The organism is Asticcacaulis sp. YBE204, from assembly GCF_000495855.1.
Taxonomy (GTDB): domain Bacteria; phylum Pseudomonadota; class Alphaproteobacteria; order Caulobacterales; family Caulobacteraceae; genus Asticcacaulis.
This window is the reverse complement of record NZ_AWGF01000001.1, coordinates 25,699-48,066: the sequence shown is the minus strand read 5'-3', so window position 1 is coordinate 48,066 and position 22,368 is coordinate 25,699. Positions and strand designations below refer to the sequence as shown.

The 22,368-nt window shown below is 59.8% G+C and carries 24 protein-coding genes; 9 read left to right on the top strand and 15 right to left on the bottom strand.

What is annotated here, in order from left to right; genetic code table 11:
- Window positions 1-112 precede the first annotated feature (112 nt).
- Window positions 113-1,738 (top strand): phosphoglucosamine mutase, encoded by a 1,626-nt coding sequence (glmM, locus tag AEYBE204_RS21190; RefSeq protein WP_023460360.1) that lies wholly within the window; start codon window positions 113-115, stop codon window positions 1,736-1,738.
- Between the two features lie 8 nt (window positions 1,739-1,746).
- Here the strand turns inward: glmM and AEYBE204_RS39295 are convergent, their stop codons facing one another.
- From AEYBE204_RS39295 to fsa, 4 genes are read right to left on the bottom strand one after another with little or no spacing between them, the layout of a single operon-like run.
- Window positions 1,747-2,931, bottom strand: coding sequence for a glycosyltransferase family 2 protein (locus AEYBE204_RS39295; protein ID WP_023460359.1), 1,185 nt, complete (start codon window positions 2,929-2,931; stop codon window positions 1,747-1,749).
- 7 nt (window positions 2,932-2,938) lie between these two features.
- Entirely contained in the window at window positions 2,939-4,168 is a 1,230-nt protein-coding gene (locus AEYBE204_RS21185) for a class I SAM-dependent methyltransferase (protein WP_023460358.1), read from the bottom strand.
- Entirely contained in the window at window positions 4,159-5,043 is an 885-nt protein-coding gene (locus AEYBE204_RS21180) for an SDR family oxidoreductase (protein ID WP_023460357.1), read from the bottom strand. Before AEYBE204_RS21180 ends, AEYBE204_RS21185 begins: the two co-directional genes overlap by 10 nt.
- Before the next feature lie 49 nt (window positions 5,044-5,092).
- Window positions 5,093-5,746 (bottom strand): fructose-6-phosphate aldolase, encoded by a 654-nt coding sequence (gene fsa, locus AEYBE204_RS21175; RefSeq protein ID WP_023460356.1) that lies wholly within the window; start codon window positions 5,744-5,746, stop codon window positions 5,093-5,095.
- A gap of 185 nt (window positions 5,747-5,931) precedes the next feature.
- On the opposite strand from fsa, the gene AEYBE204_RS21170 reads away from it, so the two are divergent.
- The 3 genes from AEYBE204_RS21170 to rimO all read left to right on the top strand — a co-directional run bounded on the left by AEYBE204_RS21170 (window position 5,932) and on the right by rimO (window position 9,073).
- A complete protein-coding gene (locus AEYBE204_RS21170; protein ID WP_023460355.1) occupies window positions 5,932-6,705 on the top strand; it encodes a hypothetical protein in 774 nt (257 codons plus the stop codon).
- Window positions 6,706-6,707: 2 nt separating this feature from the next.
- Entirely contained in the window at window positions 6,708-7,580 is an 873-nt protein-coding gene (locus AEYBE204_RS21165) for a hypothetical protein (protein WP_023460354.1), read from the top strand.
- An 80-nt stretch (window positions 7,581-7,660) separates the two neighbouring features.
- Entirely contained in the window at window positions 7,661-9,073 is a 1,413-nt protein-coding gene (gene rimO, locus AEYBE204_RS21160; RefSeq protein ID WP_023460353.1) for a 30S ribosomal protein S12 methylthiotransferase RimO, read from the top strand.
- Here rimO and AEYBE204_RS21155 read toward each other — a convergent pair whose 3' ends face one another.
- The gene (locus AEYBE204_RS21155; RefSeq protein WP_023460352.1) at window positions 9,074-9,607 is read right to left on the bottom strand and encodes a carboxymuconolactone decarboxylase family protein; all 534 of its coding nucleotides are present in this window, start codon (window positions 9,605-9,607) and stop codon (window positions 9,074-9,076) included.
- Window positions 9,608-9,887: 280 nt separating this feature from the next.
- On the bottom strand, window positions 9,888-10,436 hold the full coding sequence (locus tag AEYBE204_RS21150; RefSeq protein ID WP_023460351.1) for a peroxiredoxin: 549 nt from the start codon (window positions 10,434-10,436) through the stop codon (window positions 9,888-9,890).
- Between the two features lie 130 nt (window positions 10,437-10,566).
- Here AEYBE204_RS21150 and AEYBE204_RS21145 point away from each other — a divergent pair, with 130 nt between their 5' ends.
- Complete coding sequence (locus tag AEYBE204_RS21145) at window positions 10,567-11,472, top strand: hydrogen peroxide-inducible genes activator (protein ID WP_023460350.1); 906 nt, start codon at window positions 10,567-10,569, stop codon at window positions 11,470-11,472.
- Here AEYBE204_RS21145 and AEYBE204_RS21140 read toward each other — a convergent pair.
- Window positions 11,469-11,936 (bottom strand): hypothetical protein, encoded by a 468-nt coding sequence (locus tag AEYBE204_RS21140; RefSeq protein WP_023460349.1) that lies wholly within the window; start codon window positions 11,934-11,936, stop codon window positions 11,469-11,471. The two genes, AEYBE204_RS21145 and AEYBE204_RS21140, sit on opposite strands and share 4 nt — an antisense overlap.
- Window positions 11,937-12,048: 112 nt before the next feature.
- Between AEYBE204_RS21140 and AEYBE204_RS21135 the strand changes: the two genes are divergently transcribed.
- Complete coding sequence (locus AEYBE204_RS21135) at window positions 12,049-12,468, top strand: Hsp20 family protein (RefSeq protein WP_023460348.1); 420 nt, start codon at window positions 12,049-12,051, stop codon at window positions 12,466-12,468.
- Here AEYBE204_RS21135 and AEYBE204_RS21130 read toward each other — a convergent pair.
- The 7 genes from AEYBE204_RS21130 to AEYBE204_RS21100 all read right to left on the bottom strand — a co-directional run bounded on the left by AEYBE204_RS21130 (window position 12,465) and on the right by AEYBE204_RS21100 (window position 18,234).
- Complete coding sequence (locus AEYBE204_RS21130) at window positions 12,465-12,935, bottom strand: PTS sugar transporter subunit IIA (protein ID WP_023460347.1); 471 nt, start codon at window positions 12,933-12,935, stop codon at window positions 12,465-12,467. The two genes, AEYBE204_RS21135 and AEYBE204_RS21130, sit on opposite strands and share 4 nt — an antisense overlap.
- A 171-nt stretch (window positions 12,936-13,106) precedes the next feature.
- Window positions 13,107-13,724, bottom strand: a complete 618-nt coding sequence (hpf, locus tag AEYBE204_RS21125; RefSeq protein WP_023460346.1) for a ribosome hibernation-promoting factor, HPF/YfiA family — start codon at window positions 13,722-13,724, stop codon at window positions 13,107-13,109.
- Between the two features lie 266 nt (window positions 13,725-13,990).
- A complete protein-coding gene (rpoN, locus tag AEYBE204_RS21120) occupies window positions 13,991-15,505 on the bottom strand; it encodes an RNA polymerase factor sigma-54 (protein ID WP_023460345.1) in 1,515 nt (504 codons plus the stop codon).
- 60 nt (window positions 15,506-15,565) lie between these two features.
- A complete protein-coding gene (gene lptB, locus AEYBE204_RS21115; protein ID WP_023460344.1) occupies window positions 15,566-16,354 on the bottom strand; it encodes an LPS export ABC transporter ATP-binding protein in 789 nt (262 codons plus the stop codon).
- A gap of 3 nt (window positions 16,355-16,357) precedes the next feature.
- Window positions 16,358-16,888 (bottom strand): lipopolysaccharide transport periplasmic protein LptA, encoded by a 531-nt coding sequence (lptA, locus tag AEYBE204_RS21110; protein ID WP_023460343.1) that lies wholly within the window; start codon window positions 16,886-16,888, stop codon window positions 16,358-16,360.
- 41 nt (window positions 16,889-16,929) lie between these two features.
- Window positions 16,930-17,601 (bottom strand): LPS export ABC transporter periplasmic protein LptC, encoded by a 672-nt coding sequence (gene lptC / locus AEYBE204_RS21105; RefSeq protein ID WP_023460342.1) that lies wholly within the window; start codon window positions 17,599-17,601, stop codon window positions 16,930-16,932.
- Window positions 17,602-17,613: 12 nt separating this feature from the next.
- Window positions 17,614-18,234, bottom strand: a complete 621-nt coding sequence (locus tag AEYBE204_RS21100) for a ribonuclease D (RefSeq protein ID WP_023460341.1) — start codon at window positions 18,232-18,234, stop codon at window positions 17,614-17,616.
- Window positions 18,235-18,527: 293 nt separating this feature from the next.
- Between AEYBE204_RS21100 and AEYBE204_RS39290 the strand changes: the two genes are divergently transcribed.
- A complete protein-coding gene (locus tag AEYBE204_RS39290; protein ID WP_023460340.1) occupies window positions 18,528-19,478 on the top strand; it encodes an NUDIX domain-containing protein in 951 nt (316 codons plus the stop codon).
- Window positions 19,479-19,488: 10 nt separating this feature from the next.
- Here AEYBE204_RS39290 and AEYBE204_RS21095 read toward each other — a convergent pair whose 3' ends face one another.
- Window positions 19,489-20,034 carry a hypothetical protein gene (locus AEYBE204_RS21095; RefSeq protein ID WP_155908168.1) on the bottom strand — a complete coding sequence of 182 codons (546 nt, stop codon included), beginning with the start codon at window positions 20,032-20,034 and terminating at the stop codon, window positions 19,489-19,491.
- A 74-nt stretch (window positions 20,035-20,108) separates the two neighbouring features.
- Here AEYBE204_RS21095 and AEYBE204_RS21090 point away from each other — a divergent pair, with 74 nt between their 5' ends.
- Complete coding sequence (locus AEYBE204_RS21090) at window positions 20,109-21,095, top strand: serine/threonine dehydratase (RefSeq protein ID WP_023460338.1); 987 nt, start codon at window positions 20,109-20,111, stop codon at window positions 21,093-21,095.
- 18 nt (window positions 21,096-21,113) lie between these two features.
- Window positions 21,114-22,274, top strand: coding sequence for an AGE family epimerase/isomerase (locus AEYBE204_RS21085; RefSeq protein WP_023460337.1), 1,161 nt, complete (start codon window positions 21,114-21,116; stop codon window positions 22,272-22,274).
- Window positions 22,275-22,368 lie beyond the last annotated feature (94 nt).

Genomic DNA, 22,368 nt, shown 5'->3' with positions numbered 1-22,368 from the left:
TTTTAGTAGCAGATTAATATTTCAAATGCTATGAAAGAGTCTCAAATCCGCTGTCACCATTTATGTCCTTGTACGACAAACCGGTTAAGAAGCGGTATTTCCGGGAGACGGCATGAGCGACAGTAAGTGGGAAAGGTTGCAGGCGGCGCTGAACGCCACCGGCATTTCCATCCGCGAAGTGGCCGAGGTGGCCGGGCTGGCGCAATCGAGCATCTTCCGCGCCCTGTCGGGTCAGACCAAGGCCCCGCGTGCCGAGACGGTCGATAAGTTAGAGGCCGCCTTCATCGCCCTGGTGACGTCCAAGATGACAGGATTTCGCGACACCCTGGCCGACTATGGCTACAACCCTTTGAAACATCGCAACGACGAACTGGCGACGCACATGACCGAACTCAACCGCACGCGCAAATATTTCGGCACCGACGGCATACGCGGCCGGGTCAACAGCTTTCCGATGACGGCGGAAATCGCCTATCGCCTCGGTATGGCGGCAGGGAAGATGTTCATGTCGTCTGACAATCGCCGGCATCTGGCGGTGATCGGCAAGGATACGCGCCTGTCGGGCTATATGATCGAGCCGGCGCTGGTGGCCGGGTTCACCTCGGTGGGCATGGATGTGCGCCTGTTCGGGCCGTTGCCGACGCCCGCCGTGGCCCTGATGACGCGCTCGATGCGCGCCGATCTGGGGGTGATGATCTCCGCCTCGCATAATCCGTATGCGGATAATGGCATAAAGCTGTTTGGCCCTGACGGCTATAAACTGTCGGACGAGGTCGAACTGGCCATCGAAGCGCGCATGGACGGCAATATCCTCGACGGTATTGCTGAACCGCACTGCCTCGGTCGGGTGCAGCGTGTCGATGATGCGCAGTATCGCTATATTGAAATCGCCAAGGCGACCTTCCCCAAGCACCTGCGCCTCAAGGGCCTGCGCATCGTCATCGACTGCGCCAACGGCGCGGCCTACAAGACAGCCCCGGCGGCCCTTTACGAACTGGGGGCGGAGATTTTCACCATCGGCGTCTCGCCGGACGGTCTTAATATCAACGAGAAGTGCGGCTCGACCAAACCTCAGGCCATGGCAGAGAAGGTCAAGGAACTGCGCGCCGATATCGGTATTGCGCTGGATGGCGACGCCGATCGGCTGGTCATCTGCGACGAAAAGGGTCAGATCGTCGACGGCGATCAGATCATGGCCATCATCGCCCAAAGCTGGGCTGAAAAGGGCCTGCTGAAAGGTGGCGGGCTGGTTGCGACGGTCATGTCGAATCTCGGCCTTGAGCGCCTGATGACGTCGAAGGGTCTGACGCTGGAACGCAGCAAGGTCGGCGACCGCTACGTTATGGAAAAGATGCGCGACGGCGGCTTCAATATCGGCGGCGAACAGTCCGGCCACGTCATTCTGCTCGATCACGCTACGACCGGCGACGGCCTGATGGCGGCCTTGCAGGTACTGGCGGTAATGGTCGAATCCGAACGCCCGATGAGCGAACTGGCGCGGCAGTTCGAGCCGGTGCCGCAATTGCTGAAAAACGTGCGCTTTACGGGCGAGAATCCGATGAACCGCGCCGAGGTCAAACAGGCTATTGCCGACGGTGAAGCCACCCTCAAAGGGTCGGGCCGGGTGCTGGTGCGCCCCAGCGGGACCGAACCGCTGATCCGCGTCATGGCTGAAGGCGACGATGCCGCTCAGGTCAAGGCCGTGGTCGAACAGATAGCCGGGGCAATGACGGCTTAGGTTTAAACCTAATGCGAGAGTTCGATTGTAGCCAATATAAAGCTGAGTTCTCGGTCATCGTTCGGGTTGTCCGGCATGGTTCGGTTTGACGTAATCCGGAATTCAAGAGACTCATGCGCCGAAAACTCGGTGTCGATAGAAAACTCCGTCAGATGAGGATCAATCCTTACCTGTTTCAGAACCGTGCCATTCACACTGATCACCGTGTCGTCAGGTAGTTCGACAAGTGCTTCGGGAACCCAAGCTCGCACAATAATCCGATTTACGGGTGCCTTCGGCACAATAACAAAACGTGCTTTGGGACCGCTCCACAAATCGTCGTAAATGCCGCTGACTTCACTGGACAGCGCGTTACCAAAGAGGGGCAGTCTCAAAAGGGGATTGAACTTGGCTATATGGTTGCGTTTCCACTCGATTTGCTCCGGAAGTTCCGAAGATTCCGAGATAAGGCGTTGCCATTCCTTCATCTGGCTTAGATCAAGGGCGCGCACACAGGCATCGGCAAAATCCGTTTCCAATTGACTCGACGCCCGCAGATGGTTTTTGCCAAAACCGACCGCCACGTCGGATGCGGGCACTTCTCGCCCGATCGCCATCTTGCGGTTGAGCATGGCCTCGTCCCAGGGCGCATAGCTCATCCAGGCGAAGACCAGTTCATCCGTGCGGAAGACCGGTTGGCGGAACCAGTTGTGACGGCCCGTAGAATAGGCGCCGGTTTTCCAGCGGTGCAATAAGCGCGAACGAACAAGATTGATATCCAGGCTGTCGAAACCGTAACGGAGACTGTCCACAAGCCGGCGGTGCGGGTCCAGACCGTCGAAGCCCAAACGGTCCTTGTCCACCATGACGAAGGCTTCGCCCGTCAGGCCGTAAATACCTTCCTGTTCGGCCTTTTTGATCAATTCCCGGATATTCGGACACAGCAGGAACTCGGTCGTATTCAGGGCGATTTTCCACCCGGACAAATAGGATTCGATCTGCATCACCTCGAAATCGACGTCATTGGCGTCGAAGTTGAGGTTCTGCGACCTGACGATGCGCCAGTGTGGTGCCAAAGACCGGATGATATCCAGCGATCCGTCGGTTGAGGCGTAGTCGATAATGGTCACGGTATCGAACATGTCGATATGGTGTTTGATCCAGAACGGCAGCAGGCGCGCTTCGTTCTTGATGTGCGAAATGAGATTCAACATAATTTTTTCACATGAAATCTATGGATAGCGTGGGAAAATAGGTGGCGCTCAAATCAGGGGCGGCGCGCCGTTGCTTAATCTTGTCGTCTATTTCGGTCTTGAAATTCCAGGCGCCGATCAAAAAAGTGCATGGGCCGTCTATGGATATTAGCGCATCGAAAGATTCGATCTGCAAGGCCGTGCCGGGAATATAGCGACCGATCTTGAGAGGGGCTTCGTCGATGACGCGATCGAAGCGAGCGCCGCTGGCTTGTAAAACCGTAATGGCCTTGGCGGCGGCACCGACGAGGACGAAGGTGCGGCCCGCTTCACGGCTAAGGGTTTCCAGCGCGCGGATGGAGGCGCAGGTGGCGTTGGCCCGCTGAGCGAACCGGTCGGCGCTGGCGTCGGCGGGTCGTTCCGTGGCGGCAAGGGTTTCAAGATAATATTCGCCCTGTGTCAGGCAGGCGGCGGTTCGGTCCACGTCGGTCTGGCTTTGCCCGAGAACCGCAAGGATCGACCCGCCGTGGATATTCGTTTTGATGAAAGCAAAGGCACTGAACCCGGCGCGTCGCGCGAGTGTCGTCAGCGAATTCGGACAGAAGAAGGAGTAGTGTTCGTGGTAGAGGGTATCGAATTCGAAATTGCGAAACATATCCGCTTGCGACACCTGAATCAGTGCCACGCCGCCGGGTGACAGGGCCTGTTGCACGCCCGTCAGGAAGGCCAGCGGGTCCGGTCCATGTGCCAGAACGTTCATCCCCACGATCCGGTCGAACCTGAGCCCCGCTCCGGTCTGGGGCCAAAAGCCTTCCATGACCTCGAGCCCGTCCTGCCGGGCGATGGCGACCAGATTGGCCGCGGGCTCGACGCCCGTCGGTGTGAGGCCCGCCTTCGCCAGGGCGCGGAGGAAAGAGCCATCGTTGGAGGCAATGTCGAGCACAGTCGAACCAATACCGGCGTCTTGGGCAATCGCTTGCGCCAGCCAGTCAAAGTAGCTTGCCAGCGTGCGCGTGGTGCCACTGGCGTAGAGATAATGCTCAAAAAGGTCTTTCGGCGGATAGAAGACCGTCTGCTGCGCATGGCCGCAGGCTGGGCAATAGTCGAGGCCCAGCCGCTCGCGCCGTACGGTTTCTGACGGCGAGGTGCATAGCAGGTTCGCCGCCGCTTGCGGCCCGAAATCCAGTATGGTGCGCATACCCGTCGTACCGCAGGCCAGACAGGGAGACGAAGACTCCGAACGCGATTTTACTTCCATTGATTTTCCCTGGCGAACCGTTCGCACCGCTGACGCAGGCTTTGGTAAAAGGCCGACGTCTCAGGCATCGCGCGGCGTATTTCCCGATCGTTCAGTACGAAGGAATAGGTGCCGCTATCAGAACCGAAATTCAAGGGTACGGCCCAATAGTCGGCGATCTCGGACGCCAGAAGGCCGATCGTACCTGACCAACTGCCCAGGGCGACGGTTCGGGGTGTAAAGTCGGGCGACAATATCAGCTCGTCGGACAAAAGCTCGACATAGCGGGCCAAATCTTCGAGAAACAACAGGGAACGGAAGGTCGACGGATTTTGAACATTGACGACGCCTTTTTCGACCGCCGTGCGGTTCATAGCATTAAAGGCCAGTTCCCAGCGCATGACCGGCGACCATCCGCTGACGGTGGCCATGCGCAGGCCCACGGCCCTGACGCCCAGATGCGGCATCAGCATGTCGAAGGCGAGCTTTCCCGCATCGTAGGGATTGGCGCTGATTTCGTTCGCGACGAGGGAATAGGTGTCTTCGGCGGACGACAGGACCGAAGCGGATGACGCGTATATAATAGGCTTGCTCAGGGCGGCAGCCCGTTTGAAGAGATGCGCCAGATCGAAGACGTTGTTCTCGAAGCTGCCCCACGGGTCGTCCTGCGATATTTTCACGGAGCTATGTCCGGCGAACCACAGAACGATATCGCAACCGGTGAGGACGGTGTCATCCAGATCCTGATATCGGGTCTGTACGAAGCGGTCGTAACGGGCCGCCTCACCCGGACGGATATCGCAGCCGACGACGGTATGGCCCAACGCTCTCAGATAGGGGGAAAGAGCGGAGCCCACATATCCGGCTGCCCCGAGAATCAGGAAGGTTTTGGGCATAGGAACAGGTCTCCGGGCAGGGTCGGGCGGACTTGCGGACGCTTGGTTCCTAAAGGATGCTCTGACCCGTCTTCGCCCAGTCGGCAAGGAACGTCTCAAGGCCCTTGTCGGTCAGGTCGTGCTGGAACATGGCCTGAATGACGGCGGGTGGCAGGGTGGCGCAATCCGAACCGGCGATGGCGGCCTGAGCGACGTGGGTGGTGTTGCGGAGCGACGCTGCCAGAATCGCGGTTTCGAAGTCGTAATTATTGAAGACCTGACGAATGTCGCGGATCAGTTGCATCCCGTCTTCGCCACGGTCATCGAGCCGTCCGACGAACGGCGAAACGAAAGTCGCCCCGGCCTTGGCTGCCAGCAGCGCCTGCGACACTGAGAAACACAGGGTGACATTGGTCATCAGACCCTGTTCCGAAAACACCTTGGTTGCCTTGAGGCCATCGACCGTCAGCGGCACCTTGATCACCACGTTGTCGGCGATCTGAGCCAGTTTTTCACCTTCGGCGACCATCTGGCGGAATTGCGTGGCGGCGACTTCGGCGGAGATCGGCCCATCGACGATATCGCAGATTTCCTTGATCACCTCGGCCATGTTGCGGCCCGACTTGGCGATAATCGTCGGGTTGGTCGTCACGCCATCGATCAGACCGGTTTCATTCAGTTCGGCCAGAAGCTGGGTGTCGGCGGTATCGGCGAAAATCAACATGGGGTCTCTCCGGTTTTGTTTCGTTTCTATATCGGGCCTGCAAAGGCATTCCAAGTTTTTTGTCTAATTCACTTGTCGAAGGCCGAGGCGGACAATAGGTTGTGCGCAATTGCGTCGCTTGAGGGCGACCGAGGCAGGTTTAGCCGCAACACCCTTGAAAGGGCTCTGCGGACACAGGAGATTTCATGACTACAAAGCTTGATCCCGTTACCGGACTTGTCGTTGCACTGTTCGGATCGCCTGGTGTTGCGCTGGTCATGGCTGGCGGCATCCTGCTGTTCGGCATCGGCCTGATCGTCTATTCCGGGTTTCGGGAATACCGCCCCCTGATGAACGATATTCGCGACCGCTGGAACCTGCTCGGCGCGCTCCAGGGGAGCAATATGCGCAAGGCGTTTCACGAGCAGTTCTCAAAACTGGATGTGCGTTTTTCCGGGACAGCCGAAGACGGCAAGGCCTCGGCAGCGCTGGTCCTGGGTTGGGCCAATTACCGCAGCCTGCTGGTCGATAATGAAGGCCACGGGTTTCTGACCTCGATTCGGGCCGCCGAAGCCTTTGATCGTCTTGACGAGCCGGCGCGCTCGCTGGAATGGTGGGCCAATATCCTTGTCGCCGTCGGTCTGGTAGTGACCTTTCTCGGTATCGTCGCGGCGTTGTCGGAAGCCACGGCGGCCATGTCGGGCGGCGAAGGTGGCGGTGCAGCCATGCAGTCGGCCCTGATGGGGCTTCTGGCCATCGCCGCTACCAAGTTCTGGACCTCGATCGCCGGGGTTCTGGCCTCGATCATCCTGCGCGTCGTGGCGCGCTTCCGCCGCAAGGCGATCGAATCGGTCGAAGCCAGCTTCTTCATCACGCTCGATAGCTGCGTGCAGTTCATGCCGCCCGAAAAGGTATCTCTGGAACAACTCAAAAGCCTCAAGCGTCTCGAAATCGCGCTTGACCCGACGAAGGCGGCCTGATCATGCGCTTCAGGCATAGACGCGCCGACGAACTGGAAGAAGGCGAAAGCTATTACGTCTCCATGACCGATCTTATGGTTGGCGTCCTGTTCATCTTCATCATCATGCTGGCCTATTTCGCCCTGCATTTTCAGGCGACGACGACCGAGCTGACGTCGGCCAAGGACGCCCAGACGACGGCTTTGCTTCAAGTCGCCAAAAATCTGGAATCGAAAACCGTCATGCTGGAGATCGATTACGATACCCACGTCGTCTGCATCCCCGGTCAGGTTCTGACCGAAGACGGCACGGGTACCGACAAGCGCTGTTTTGCTTACACAGGCACCGTGCCCGTCAATCCGGCCGACGAAAAGAAAGAGAAGGTTGAGGCGGCGCAGGCAATGTTCAGCGCGGCACTGAGCGGCGACCTTCAACGCAAGAACGTCACCGCCGCCGTCAGCCTGACCGACGGCAGCACGGTCTATGATGCCGATCGTCTGTTTGTGCCAGGTACCGCCAATCTCAGTTCCGAAGGACAGACCATGGTTGCCGAGACGGCAGCGTCACTGGCTCAGCGTCTGCCCTGCTTTGCCTATGGCGCCCCGGCCAGCAATTGCGAGGGCGATGAGAAAATGTCGGCGGTTGTCATTCTCGGGACGGCCAATATCAATGCCGCAACCGCAGAAGGACGCGCGGCCCAGGCCCTGTCGCTGGAGCGCTCGGTCGTCTTCCATAAAGCATTGATGGCGGCTCAGCCGGTTCTGGGTAAATTGACCAACCATCCGGCGGGCGGTGAGCCGCTCTTGCGCGTGGTCTCTATCGGCAATTCAAGCGATACGGCGCCTGCGGCCGGTGTGAACAAGACGGTGGTTATCCAGTTTCAGATGGCCCAATAGGCCAGGATTCAGGTTTTGTTGGTCAAGCGGGGGATTTGCGTGTATGACGCCGCGCTTCTCCCCAATTGCCGAGTGCCGCCTTGTCCCAATCCCCCGCTACATCTGATGCCCCGAAAGTCGGTTTCGTTTCGCTCGGCTGCCCCAAGGCGCTGGTCGATTCCGAACGCATCCTGACAAAGCTCAAGAGCGAGGGCTATGCCACCGCGGCGGAATATGCCGGGGCTGATGTGGTGGTCGTCAATACCTGCGGTTTTCTTGATTCGGCGCGGGATGAGAGCCTGAACGCCATCGGCGAGGCTTTGGCCGAAAACGGCAAGGTCGTGGTTACCGGCTGTCTGGGGGCCGAGGCTGACCTGATCCGCGCGCGTTTCCCTAATGTCGCGGCGGTCACCGGCGCGCATCAGTACGACGACGTCATGGACGCGGTGCGCCGCATCGTCCCGGCCAAGCCCGATCCATTCCGGCCTTTGGTTCCTGAGAACGATCCGGGTGTCCGATTGACGCCGAAACACTATGCCTATCTGAAGATTTCCGAAGGCTGCGATCACCGCTGTTCCTTCTGTATCATCCCGTCCCTGCGCGGTGATCTGGCCTCGCGTCCGGTCGCCGACGTCCTGCGCGAAGCCGAGGTGCTGGCCGCGAACGGCGTCAAGGAACTGCTGGTCGTGTCGCAGGACACCTCCGCCTACGGGCTCGATATCCGCTACGCCGAAGGGCAGTGGCGCGGCGACTATTACAAGGCCTCGTTCGAGGATCTGTCACGGGGCTTAGGTGAACTCGGCATCTGGGTCCGGATGCACTATGTCTATCCCTATCCGCACGTCAACAGCGTCATTCCGCTGATGGCGGAAGGCAAGATCCTGCCCTATCTCGATATCCCGTTCCAGCATGCCTCGCCCAAGGTGCTGAAAGCCATGCGCCGTCCCGGCAATCAGGACAAGACGCTAGACCGTATCCTGAGCTGGCGCGAAATCTGCCCGGATTTGACCTTGCGTTCGACTTTCGTGGTGGGCTTCCCCGGTGAAACCGAGGCCGATTTCAACCTGCTGCTCGACTGGCTCGAAGTGGCGCAGATCGACCGCGTCGGTGCCTTTGCCTATGAGAACGTCGAAGGGGCTGCGGCGCGCGATTTGCCGGACCACGTGCCGGAAGAGATCAAGCAGGATCGCCTGGCGCGCTTCATGGCGGTGGCCTCGCGCATTTCGACGCAGAAGCTGCAAGCCAAGGTGGGCAAGACGGTCGATGTGCTGGTCGACGATATCCGCGCCGATGGCGTGGCCGTAGCCCGCACCAAAGGCGATGCGCCGGAAATCGACGGCCACATCTATCTGAAGGGCTTTACCGGCCTGAAAGCCGGTGAATTCGCCAAGGCACGGGTGACGCGCGCCGATGCCTACGACCTGTGGGGCGAGCCGGAAGGGCTGATGAAGCTCAACCGCATCCCTACCGCGCGCCCCACCGGCCGCACGCACCGGATTATTTCGCGCTTTTAATTAAGCGCGGGCGGCTTTCTCGCCGCGGATCACCGCCGAGATGGCGTTGACGGTCGCCGCGATGCGCAGCGCCGCCTGCACCTGCACATTGGTCACGTCGTGGGCGCGCAGGACTTTCTCGTGGCTGTCGAGGCACAGGCCGCAGCCGTTCACGGCCGACACGGCCAGCGACCACAGCTCGAAATCGACCTTGGGCGCGCCGGGATTGGCGAGGATGTTCATGCGCAGCTTGGCGGGCAGGGTGGCGTATTCCTGATTGTGCATCAGGTGCAGCGCGCGATAATAGACATTGTTCATGCCCATGATAGCGGCAGCGGCCTTGGCGGCGGTCAGCGCTTCCGGCGTCAGGCTCGTGGTAGCGGCAGCTTCGAGGTTCTGCACCACTTCCGGCACGCCCACGGCATAGGCGGTGGCAACGAAGGTGCCCCACTTCTGTTGGTCGGTCAGGACGGTTTCGGCGGCAAGCGAGGACAGGTTCAGCGACAAATCCTTGGCATAGGCGGGGATCAGGTCGCGCAGGGCGTCGATAGACATTTGGGTTATCCTTAAATTCAGAGCTAATTTTACTCTCTCCTCCCTACGCAGTGGGGAGGTGGCTCCGAGTGAAACGAGGAGACGGAGGGGGATTACGCCAGACTTCTCAGCGCGTTCAGACATTCGGAGTCATCCCCCTCCGTCAGTCTGCTCCGCAGCCTGCCACCCGCACCGGCGGCCCGGTCCCCATGCTTACGCACAGGGAGGAGGGAGGTAGGCGCAAAAAGGGCGGCATACGCCGAAACACACGCCGCCCATTCGTCGTTAAAAGCGTTTCAGCTTACAGAGTTGCTCCACCGACGGTGCGGTTGCACGGGCACAGTTCGTCCGTTTGCAGACCGTCGAGGATGCGCAGGGTTTCTTCCGGCGAACGGCCGACGTTCAGGCCGTTGACGGTGATGTGCTGAACCGTGTTGTCCGGATCGACGATGAAGGTCGCACGCAGAGCGACGTGGGCATTCTTGTCGAGGACGCCGAGCGCCGAGGCGAAGACGCCGCCGTTGTCGGCGAACTGATAGATGGGCAGCTTGTTCAGGTCGGCGTGGTCGCGGCGCCAGGCCAGCTTGCAGAACTCGTTGTCGGTCGAACCGCCGAGGACGACGGTGTCGCGGTCTTCGAAGTCACGCGCCAGACGGGCGAAGGCGGCGATTTCGGTCGGGCAGACGAAGGTGAAATCCTTCGGATAGAAGAAAATCACTTTCCACTTGCCGGCGAACGACTCGTTGGTGACGTCTTCAAACGCCGAGGCACCGTTTTCTTCGTGGTTGTTGAAGCCGGGCTTTACGCCGACGATCTTGAAGTCAGGCAGGGTTTCGCCAACACCGATCATATGAAATTCTCCGTTTTGAAAATGGGTTCGGTCGTCCGGAAACGCCGATGGCAAGCTCATAGCTGGGACTGGGAAAGAAATCTAATTAATTGTTTTTGAATTTTATATAAATTCAGCTTATATGGCTGTCATGCTCCCGACCCTCCGCCAACTGCAATATCTGAAGCTTTTGAATGAACACAAAAGTTTCGTCGCCGCTGCCGAGGCGGCCTTCGTGTCGCAACCCGCCTTGTCGTCAGGTATCTCCGAACTGGAAAAGGTTCTGGGGGTGCGACTTATCGACCGGGCGCGCGGTCAGGTGATTCTCACCGCTATCGGCGAAGAAACGCTGAAACGCGCCGAGGACATTCTGGCGCGGGCCGAAGATTTGGTCGAGGCAGCGCAGGGCGCGACACGACCCCTGAGCGGACGATTCCGGCTGGGGGTCATCCCGACGGTCGCGCCGTTTTTGTTGCCGAAAGCCTTGCTGAAATTGCGTGAGGCCTTTCCGCAACTGCGCCTGTTTCTGCGCGAAGATCAGACTGCGCGCCTGATCGCTAGTCTGAAAAGTGGGGCGCTGGATGCGGCGGTCATCGCCTTGCCGTATGATCTGACGGGGCTCGACCACGTCTTCATCTGCAAGGACGAGATTTTGGCGGCGACGCCGGCCAATCACCCTTTGGCGCAGCAGACAACGATCACGCCCGAAGCGCTGAAATCCGAAGAACTGATCCTGCTCGAAGACGGCCACTGTCTGCGCGAACACGCGCTGGCTGCGTGTCAGTGGAACGCGCCGGGAGCATCAGATGTCAACCAATCACTCAGCGGTGGTTTCGCCGCGACGTCGCTCAATACGCTGGTGCAGATGGTCGGATCGGGTCTTGGCGTTTCGTTGTTGCCGGCGATGGCGGCGCAGTCTGGGCTTCTGAGCGACAATACAGTGATCGTACGCCCGCTGACCGGCGATCAGGCCTATCGCGATATCGTCGTCATCTGGCGCGCAGGTTCGTCGCGGGCGCCGGAGGCGAAACTGTTAGCTGAAACTCTCAGGTCTTAAGGCACGATCCAGCAGCCGAAGCGCACGACCGGATTGGCGATGTCTTTCAGAGGCCAGCCATAGGTTTCGGCATGGGCCTTGAGCACACGGCGCGGGCTGAGTACCCAGCAGCGTTGCGCCAGATGCCAGCCTTCGTGGGTATGCGATTTCGGGATGAAGTAGATGTCGCGGGCATCCATCTCTATCGTGTCAACCTGATCCAGCGGCAGGGTCTGATTGTCCGGGGCGATGAAGATGCGCTTATCCGGGTCATAGCGGAACAGCGGCTTCTTCACCAGCGACAGCCCGATCATACCCCCCAGAAGCACGAACAGGACCAGCAGGGTCAGGCCCTTGCCGTCCATCACCATGAAGGCGCCCCAGAACGGGGTGACCAGCATCAGGCCGATGGTATGGATGTTCAGAATCGTGCCGCTCCACTGTACATCGATCAGGGGCGTTTCAAGCGGGTCGTTCAGGTTCATGCGGAGAACCTAGCTTTTTATCTAGGGCTGATCCACTGTCAATTTGCGTCCTGCGCCTTGAACCCTCTGAAACCACACCTCATATCCGGAACAGGTGTGGTTAGGGGCGCATATGTCACGGTTCGTAGTCTTTGACAGTCCATTCCTGCTGGGCTTCGACCAGACCCGCGGGTTGATCGAACGTGTCAGTCGCACCGCAGATAACTATCCGCCCTATAATGTCGAGGCCCTGAACGCCAACCATTTGCGTTTGTCTGTGGCCGTGGCAGGCTTTACGCAGGATCAATTGCGCCTGTCGCTTCAGGGGCAACATCTGACGCTTCAGGCGATGAAGGAGGGCGTGAAAGGTGATGAGGCCTCGTCGCGCGAATTCATCCATCGCGGCATAGCCCAACGTGGCTTTTCACGCAGCTTCGTGGTGGGGCAGGGCTTCGATGTTGCCGGGGCGCGACTGGAGTACGGGCTGCTGCACATCGACCTGATCCGGCCGGAACCGTCGGACGAGGTGCGCATCATCCCTATAACGGTTTAGGCGGCGCTGGTATTCTGGGCGTGGTCCTGATTGAGCAGGGCATAGAGCGCGTCGGCATTATCGACCTTGCGCAAGGCGTCGCGCAGGGGTTTCTGACGCAGGACGCGCGAAACCTTCGCGAGCGCGCGCAGATGCTCCGAACCGGCATCCTCCGGCGCGAACAGAGCGAAAATCAGATCCACCGGCACGTCGTCGATCGATTCGAAATCGATCGGGGTGTCCAGGCGCACAAAGACGCCATGCATACGCGTCAGGCCTTTCAGCGTTGCGTGCGGTACAGCCACGCCCAGGCCCACGCCGGTCGAACTGAGCTTTTCGCGGTCGAGCAAACCCTGAAAGATGATATCGGAATCTATGCCCAACCCCCGTTCGGCCAGTTCGGCCACGGTTTGCAGGGCATGACGCTTGGAATTGGCGCTGACCGGTCCGGCCACGCCGTTCCGCTCAAGCACGTCGGTAAGGAACATTACACATCCATAGGCTACAGGCGGACGCAGGCGCACTGCGCGGTCATTCGTCGATTTGGGCGTCGATTGGGCGTCAATATCGACGATACGCGACCGCGCAAGCCCTTACAGGCACGGTTAACCCAAGTCAACCGTGCCTCGAATCCGTTTTTATCAATTTTTTATGCTGTTTCAGGCGCTCTTGGCCAGCTTGGCCGTGGTGCGTTCCGGGTCGATCCAGCCGATGTTACCGTCCGGGCGGCGATAGATCACCGACAACCCACCGTGCTTGGCGTTGCGGAACATGATGACCGGATAGTTGGACAGGTCCAGTTCCGCCACCGCCTGAGACACGCTGAGCGTGCGGATCGGGGCTTCGGTTTCGGCAATGACCATCGGCTGCGGGTCGCTGGCGTGGTCCATGCCGTCGTCGATCTCGTCCTCATCGTCGACATCGTAGCCCTGAATGACGGTCAGGGGGGCCATTTCGTGTTTGGTCGGCTGATTGGTCGGATGATGGTCCTTGAGGCGGCGCTTATAGCGGCGGATGCGCTTTTCCATATTGTCGAGCGTGCCATCGAAGGCCGCATGGGCATCGCCGCCGAAGGCGTGCGAGATCAGGGTCTGACCCGAGGCCAGTCGCACCCAGCAATCGGCCTTGAACAGATGGCCCTGCTTGGAAATGGTCACCTCGGCATTGCCGCCTTCGCGGTCGAAATACTTGGTGACGCCGGCATTGAGTTCCGTTTCGATGCGCTCCTTGAGGGCGGCACCGACTTCGACCTGTTTTCCGTTGACTTGGATTTGCATAGCGATATGTCGCTCCGTTCTTACCAAAAAAGAACCAGGCCGCCGATCTGGAGGGGTCGGCGGCAACGGCACCCGCCAATCCGGCATTAGGCCGAAAGGCGCGGGGACTATTGACTGTACGCCTCTGAGCGGGGATGCATAATCAAGAAATTGTGTAGGGGCTGCGCCGTAAAGTCGCGCCATTCCCCTTGAATATTATGATTAATTTCACGGTAAGGGGATGCAATCGGTATCAGGCGTTGTGCGCCCGTCTCACGGCGTCTGTCTCAGCGCGTTTGTCGCTTGCGTTCGACCGAAGAGGGGATGCGCAGGGCTTCGCGATATTTAGCCACCGTGCGGCGCGCGATATCGACACCGGCCTCGTTGAGGATTTCAACGATACGGTCGTCCGACAGGATTTCGCCGGAGACCTTCTCCCCGTCGATCAGCGACTTGATCTTGTGACGCACCGACTCTGCGGAATGCGCCGAGGTGCCGTCCGAGGAATTGATCGACGAGGTGAAGAAGAACTTCAGCTCAAAAACCCCACGCGGCGTGGCTATATATTTGTTGGTCGTCACGCGCGAAATAGTCGATTCGTGCATGCCGACGGCTTCGGCGACCGTCTTGAGGTTCAAAGGGCGCAGATATTCGACGCCATAGACGAAGAAGCCGTCCTGCTGACGCACGATTTCCGAGGATACCTTGAGGATGGTGCGGGCGCGTTGATCGAGGCTCTTGATCAGCCAGTTGGCCTGATTGAGGCATTCGGTCAGATAGGATTTTTCGTCGGTCGAGCGCGCGGAGCCGGACACCTTGGCGTGATATTTCTGGTCGATCAGGACGCGGGGCAGGGTGTCCGAATTGAGATCGACGCGCCAGCCGCCGGACGGGTCCTGACGGACAAAAACGTCCGGCACCACGCCCGCCGAAGGTTCCGCGCCGAAGGCCGCACCGGGACGCGGTGTCAGGGCCTTCAGTTCGCGGATCATCTCGGTCAGGTCTTCGTCATCGACACCGCAGACCTTGCGTAGCGCGCTCAGATCTCGGCGCGCCAGAAGCTCCAGATTGTCGATCATCGCGGCCATTGCCGGATCGAAGCGATTGCGCTCGATCAATTGCAGTTTCAGGCATTCCGGCACCGAGCGCGCCATGACGCCGGTCGGCTCGAAGCCCTGACAGACGCCCAGCACCTTTTCGATAAGGGCCATGTCGCAGCCGAGACGATCGGCGATCTCGTTCAGATCAGCGCGGAGGTAGCCGCCATCATCGACGCCGTCGATCAGGATTTGCGCGACGGCCATTTCGGGCGGGGTAAAGCCCGCGATCAGGGCCTGATCGGTCAAATGTTCACTGAGAGATTTTTCGCGTTTAAGGGCGCGTTCCAGCGTTTCATCGTCGCCGTCGAAGCCGCCGCCCTTACCGGCGCGGCTCCAGTCGACCATCGGACCGTCGCCCATCTCGGCTGCGGCCGGTTCGCGTTCGCGCACGGTCGGTTCGTCGTCGCCATACATATCGCCGGTCGAGGCATCCATGTCGGAATTGGCCTGGGCCGTATCTCGGTCGGTCAGTTCCAGTTCGCCGCGCTCTTCGCGCGGGCCGTCGGAGGCCTCGGCGTCGCCGGAGTCGCCGATCGGGTCGGCGTCTTCGCGCTGAAGCAGGGGGTTGCGCTCAAGCTCGGCCTCGACGACCGCTTCCAGCTCAAGGTTCGACAATTGCAGAAGCTTGATAGCCTGCTGCAACTGGGGCGTGATGACCAGCCCCTGACCCTGTCTGATTTCTAAGCGTTGCCCTAATGACATGGGACCGACGCTAAGCGTTAACACCTTAAATAAGGTTAACCGCTGAAAGAACGGTATTATTTAGGCGAACGTCTCACCGAGATAGACGCGGCGAACTTCCGGGTTGTGACGGATTTCATCCGGCGTGCCTTCGAACAGCACTTCGCCCGAGTGGATGATCGAGGCGCGGTCGATGATGTCGAGCGTTTCGCGAACATTGTGGTCGGTGATCAGGATGCCGATGCCGCGCGCCTTGAGGTAACCGATCACGTCGCGGATATCGGCGATGGCCAGCGGATCGATCCCGGCGAAAGGTTCGTCGAGCAGGATGAAGGACGGCTTACCGGCCAAGGCGCGGGCAATTTCCACGCGGCGGCGCTCCCCGCCCGACAGCGCCGTGGCCGGCGATTTGCGGATGTGGGTGATGTGCAGTTCTTCGAGCAGACGGGTGACCTCGGCCTCGACCTTGACCTTGTTCTTCTCACTCAGTTCCAGTACGGCCAGCAAATTCTGTTCGACCGTCATGCCACGAAAGATCGACGATTCCTGCGGCAGGTAGCCGAGGCCCATCCGTGCACGCTGATACATCGGCTGGCTGGTGATGTCGTGACCATCGAGGCTGATCGTGCCGTAGTCGGGCTCAACCAGGCCGGTGATCATGTAGAAACAGGTCGTCTTGCCCGCACCGTTGGGTCCGAGCAGGCCCACGGCTTCGCCGCGACGCAGGGACAGGGACACCGTTTTGACGACGGCGCGGTCCTTATAGGACTTGCCGATGCCTTCGACGCGCAGGCCGGTGGCTGAATCGGGTACCGTGTCGAAGGTGGAATCAGTCAGACCCGTTTCCGGGAGAAGGTTTACCGTAGACATGGATCAGGGCTTCTTCTTCGCGGGTGAAGATTCGGGGTAGAAGACGCCGCGGACCCGGCCCTTGCTGCCGCCCGTCGGGGCGCCGTCCATGGTCGATTTACCGGCACCGACATTATAGACGAGGCGGCTGCCCTGCATGACGTTCTGACCCTGTTTGAGCACGACATCGCCGGTCAGGACGAGGGTGTCGGTGCTCTTGGTATAGACGGCCTTGGCACCGGTCATAACCTGATCGCCCGTCACATAGTAGACATTGCCGTTGGCTTCGACGCTCGACACATCGTCCCATTTGCCGGTCGTCGGGTTCTGGGCGTAATTGACCCGTACGCCATCGGCGCGCAGGCGACTGTCGTCCTGAAGAAATTCGACGCGACCCACGAAATTGACGGTGTGTTTGTTACTATCCGCATCCATCGTGTCGGCGCCGTAAGCGACGGGTTTTTCGCTGGTCGGCACAAACTGCGCATGGGCCACGCCACCCATCAGGCCCACACTGGCCGCCATGGCGGCGATCGTCCGGATATTAATCGTCATACCCATAATCCTCAAAAACATGTCTGCCTCAAAAAATCTTGTTAATCCGAAGCCTTTTCGGACAGGGTGCCGGTGACCTGAGCGTCGCCCTTACCCCTGAATATTACGCGATTACCATTGTCCAGAACCTGAAACGATTGTCCGGACACCGTGCCGCTGGCCCATTCACCCTGCACCGGTGCATTTCCGGTCACGACCGAGCGTTGCAGATCGACGCTGGCCGCCTGAGTGGTCAGGGTAAAACCGCCGCCCGATCGCAGGCGAACATCCTTATTGACCTGAAAGGTACGCTTCTGGTCGTCATAGACACCGGCGGCGGCCTCAAGGTTGGACGGGCGGCTGTTTTCAGAACGGATTTCCAGTCGTGGCGCGGTCAGCAGCACGGTCGACGAATTGCGACCCTTGCGCACGGCCTCGACGCCGCGCAGCTCGAAGCGGTCGCCGTCGTCGCTGCGGTCCATATAGAGCGGATTGGTCATGCGGATGTCGTCGCCCGTCGTATTATAGACGTTCATCGAATTGATGATGCTCTGGGCGACGATCCATACGACGATCAGGACGACCAGCCCGATGATCAGAGCCGGAAACAGCAGACGCAGGCCCGCGATCTTGCGCGAACGCTTTTTCCACGCCAGAGCCTGGCGATTCAGACGATAGACGGACTCGTTCTGATCGAGGTCGGCGGGCAGAAGATGATCGGTAGCCTGCGGCATGAGGGGGCTTTCTTAGCTCCAGGAATGCGCGAAGATATCAGTATCTTCCCAACCTGCCAAATCCAGTTTGACGCGCTGCGGTAAAAAGTCGAAACAGGCCTGTGCCAGCTGGGTGCGTCCTTCGCGTTCCAGCATAAGATCGAGCCGGTTTTTCAAGGCGTGCAGGTGCAGCACATCCGACGCCGCATAGGCCAGCTGTTCGGGCGACAGGGTCGCCGCACCCCAGTCCGAGCTTTGCTGAGCCTTGGAAATATCGACGCTGATCAGTTCGCGGACCAGATCCTTGAGGCCGTGGCGGTCGGTATAGGTGCGCGCCAGCTTGGACGCGATCTTGGTGCAGTAGACCGGCGTCGTCGTCACGCCCAGGTGCAGCTCGAACATGCCGATATCGAAGCGCCCGAAGTGGAACAGCTTCAAGACCCTGGGGTCGGTCAGCAGCGCCTTGAGGTGGGGGCAGTCGTAGGCAGGGCGGTTCAGGCGCACCACATGCGCATCGCCGTCGCCCGCGGACAGCTGAACGACGCACAGGTCGTCGCGGCGGAAACGCAGGCCCATGGTTTCGGAATCGATGGCGACGATGGCGCCCAGGTCGAGATCGGCGGGCAGGTCGCCCTCGTGGTAGTGGATGGTCACGCCGGTGGTCCTTGAAATCGGAAAGCGTTACAGAATGATGTAGGTGCGCATTTGAGTCCAAAAACCGTTGCACACTTTTTGGAAACGCCGTTCGGCGCAGCCAATGTGCCTTGATGCGGACAGATCACGCGAAACAATAGCTTATGGCCTAAGCCAAGACGCGAGCAAGGTCAATCGAAGGCACTCGCCCAGTACGACAAACTGTTCGATAAACTTGCCGGTGATGCGCACGGATTCAGGTTGCATCGACCCTGCGCGCGTGCTTGACCTCTTCAGGATCAAGGAGAACCGTCATGTCCGACCGCTACGACCTGATGCTGGTGATTGGCCGCTTTCAGCCCTTTTGCGATCTGCACCGAGCGGCGATAGAGTCGATGGCCTCACGCGCCGAACGCGTGCAGGTCGTGGTCGTTGGCGACGACATGCCGCGCTCGGCGCGCTACCCGTTCACGGCGGACGAACGCCTCACCCTGCTGAAAGCCGAAGGGTATGATGCGGTGGCTTTGCCCGAAGTCCTGACAGCGGAGGCGCGTCTGGCGCAGATCGAGGCTTTGACGGGATCGGCCCTGACCGTGCTTCTGCCGTTCGATACCGATTATAAAAGCGAGGTGCCGGTTTCGGCGATCTTTCCGATCGATGCGGTCGAGGCTGAAAGCGATGCGATCCGCACCGCATGGCTGGAGGGGCGGACGGCCGACGGTGTGTCGGACGCGATGCGACGGATCATGGCCGAGGTGGCCGCCAGTCCCGCCTTCGCCACTCTGGCCGAGGAGCAGGCCTATCTGGTAAAATATAAACAGGACTGGGCGGCGGCGCCCTATCCGCCGGTGTTTGTCACGGTCGATACCCTGATCCTGCATGACGGGAAGGTGTTGTTGATCAAGCGCGGCGGTTTGCCGGGACGTGGTCAGTGGGCTTTACCGGGCGGGTTCCTCGACAAGGGGGAAACCCTGTTCGAGGCCGCCCTGCGCGAACTGCACGAAGAAACGGGGCTTCGTCTGTTGCCGGAGGACGGTCGCGCCCGATTGAAAGGCCAACGTGTCTTCGATCAGCCCCACCGCAGTGCGCGGGGACGCACCATCACCCATGCCTTCTGTTTCGACCTGAGCGGTCTCGACCTGCCCGATATCGTGGCAGGCGACGACGCGGCGGCGGTGAAATGGACGGGCATAGATTGTGCCCTGAAGATGCGCCGGCACATGTTCGAGGATCACTACCTGATCCTTGAACATTTTTTAGCCTGACGGTTTCGATCTAGGCCTTGGTTGTCAGGGTACGGATTTTCACGATGCCCGCCATGACGCCTTGAGGGAAGAACAGGAACACAATGGCGGCAAATAGATACATGACGCCATACAACAGGATATAGTCGAACAGTTTTTGCTTGAACGCGACCGTGTCCTGCAATTCTTCGTGCGGCGCGTACCACAGGGTGTGATTGATCAGGCCTGCCGCGTCGGCCATAGCCGAAACGAGACAATAGAGCCCGACGCCGAGAAACACCAGATTCTGCCATTCCGTGCGCTCGGAAGGCGCTTCTGACCCGGCGTCCGGGGGCGTCTTCGTCCCTGGCGTCAGGGCCTGGCTGACCATATCCGCCCGGTTCCAGAAGATGTAAAAGGCCACAGCCATCATGATCGGGATCATGGCGTAGCTGGCAAAGAAGCGAAAATCGGTCGTCACCTCGCCCATCGCGGACAGCTGAAACACGGCGGCGACGAAGGGTAACAGCTGAAACAGCAGATAGACGGCAAAAAGACGGCTGGCGATGTAGGCGATATCCTGCGGACGCATTGTCATTCCCCCTCCAAATATGCGATGACACCGCAACCTACAGATTGGCTTCGTTTTTACAACCGGAACGTTTTGATTCCATGAGCGATATTTTTCCCCACGATGTTGCCGAAGCGCAGGCGCGCATCGCCGGGCGCGTCCATCGCACGCCATTGCTGTCGTCCGAAACCCTGAACCGGGCCCTGGGCCATCGGATTGTCTTTAAGGCCGAAAACCTGCAAAAGATCGGGGCGTTCAAGCTGCGCGGGGCGATGAACACGCTTCTGCGCTTACGCGAAGAGGGCCGGTTGCCCGAACATGTCTGCGCTTTTTCGTCCGGCAATCACGCGCAGGCCGTAGCCTATGCGGCGCGCGAACTGGGCGTCAGGGCGACGATTTTTATTCCAAAACAGGCCTCGCGGATCAAGATCGCCGCCACCCGCGCCTGTGGGGCCGAGGTGGTGGTGACGGAAACGCGGCAGATCGCCGAGGCCTCGGTCGCGGCCCTGATCGATGCGGGCGCAGCCTTTATCCACCCCTACGACAACCCCTATGTCATCGCAGGTCAGGGTACGGCCTGCCTTGAGGCCTTACAGGACGGTGTGGAAGCCGATGCGGTCTTCGCGCCCTGCGGCGGCGGGGGGCTGATGTCCGGGACGTGGCTGGCGACGCGGCTGGCGCGACCGGAAGCGAAGGTCTTTGCCACCGAGCCTTTGATCGCCAATGATGCGGCGCAGACCCTGCGCAGCGGGGAAATCGTCAAGCTCAGCGACACGCCGATGACGGTCGCCGATGGCGTGCGCACGCTGTCGGTATCGCCGCGCACCCTGCACTATCTCAAGCAGCTCGACGGCCTCTATGAGGTGTCGGAAGAGGATATCCTTTACTGGACGCAGTGGCTGACGCACCTGCTCAAATCGGTGATCGAGCCGACCTCGGCGATGAACATGGCCGGTGTCGTGCGCTGGCTGAGGACCCAGGAGGCGCCGCGCACGGTGCTGGTCATACTGTCGGGCGGCAATATCGCGCCGGAAACCCAGACTCAGATATGGAAAACTGATTATTTGCAGGGCTTTCCTAAGCTGTAATCGCTTAGGAGCCTCCCCATGTCCGAACTCAATGCCCGTCTGGCCGCGCGGCAGGATTCCCTCAAACTCTGGCTGTTCGATAATGCCTTGCCGATCTGGCGCGATGTCGGCGTCGATCGCGAAAAGGGCGGGATATATGAGACGATCGGGCTCGATGGTCGTCCGGTCGACGTCAACCGCCGCACCCGGGTGGCGGCCCGTCAGGTCTATTCCTATGCGCTGGCGCAAAAGATGGGCTATGACGGCGACACGGATGCCGTCATAGATGCGGGGCTCGACTGGCTGTCGGGACCGGCGGCGACGCCGGAGGGCATGGTCTATGCCGTCCTGACGCCGCAGGGCGAGGTGGTGAAGGGCGAGTTCGATTTCTATGACCACGCTTTCGCGCTGCTGGGTTATGCCTCGGCCTTCAAGGTGCGCCCGCACGATCGCTCGCTCGAAGCCAAGGCGGTGCGCATCCGCGATACTCTGCTGACGACCTACAAGCACCCGGTGCGCGGGTTCGAGGAATCCAGTCCCCGTACCTTGCCGCTCAAGACCAACCCGCACATGCATATGTTCGAGGCGTCTCTGGCCTGGATCGAAGCCGGGGGCGACAGCGTCTGGAAGGACATCGCCGCCGAAATCGCGCAACTGTGCCTCGACAAGTTCCTGCACCCGGAAAACGGCAGTTTGCGCGAATATTTCGACGGTGACTGGAACCCGCTCGAAGGCGAGATGGGCCGCATCATCGAGCCGGGGCATCAGTTCGAATGGGCGTGGCTGCTGGTCCGTTGGGCACAGATTTCCGGCGACGATAAGTTTATCGCTCCAGCCAAACGTCTGGTCGAGATCGCCGAAACCTTTGGCACCGATCACGACCGCAATGTGACCATGTTCGAGCTGTGGGACGATTTTTCGCCCAAGGATCGCAAGGCGCGCCTGTGGGCCCAAACCGAACGGATGAAGGCCTATGTCGCCCTGTCGTCGGTGGCGGCCTCACCGGACGAAAAAGCCGGTTATATCGAGACTCTGATCACCGCCGCCGAAGGGCTGGAGCTTTATCTCGATACGAAGGTGGCGGGGCTCTATCTCGACAAGATGAATCCCGACGGGACTTTTGTTGATGAACCCGCTCCGGCGTCGAGCCTGTACCACATCATCTGCGGCATCGATGAGATGTTGAGCGTAAAACCTTGACGCAAGTCGATCATGAAACAGTTTGTAGGCCTGAGTGTCTTGTTTTGGTTACAAATTGATTTTACACCGACCTCCTCTGTTTACTGAGGAAGTG